The 422-nt window shown below is 41.9% G+C and carries 1 rRNA gene; it reads left to right on the top strand.

The window, feature by feature from the left end:
- Positions 1–311: 311 nt before the first annotated feature.
- Positions 312–422: ribosomal RNA gene (locus BMI76_RS10480) — 16S ribosomal RNA — on the top strand; the annotation flags it as partial.

Below are 422 nucleotides of genomic sequence, written 5' to 3'. Positions count from 1 at the left end.
CAGCTTTGATGACTAGGTATTTCTTTGACTCTATCATAGTTAGTTCTATTTTCCTCATCTTTCTAGTTTAACAGACGGGACATTTTCACATTCGACCTAGCTAAGACATTATCACTTTCGAATGATAGGTGAAAAAAAAGGTGAAAAAAAGTATTGACAAAAGTAAGAGGAGTTGATAGAATATAGTAGTTGCCTCGATACGAGGGAAGCCCTTTGAAAACTGAACAAGACGAACCAAGTGCGGGTTGTAGGAATACGACCTGTCAAAGCAATAAATCTGTCAGTGGACAGGAACGAGTGAGAGCTCAAACTATGAAGAGAGTTTGATCCTGGCTCAGGACGAACGCTGGCGGCGTGCCTAATACATGCAAGTGGAACGCACGATTAAACCGTAGCTTGCTACACCATAATCGTGAGTCGCG

The sequence above is a fragment of the Streptococcus sp. 'caviae' genome, from assembly GCF_001937065.1.
Classification (GTDB): domain Bacteria; phylum Bacillota; class Bacilli; order Lactobacillales; family Streptococcaceae; genus Streptococcus.
Note: the sequence above shows the minus strand (reverse complement) of the source record. Positions and strands in the feature narration are given on the sequence as shown.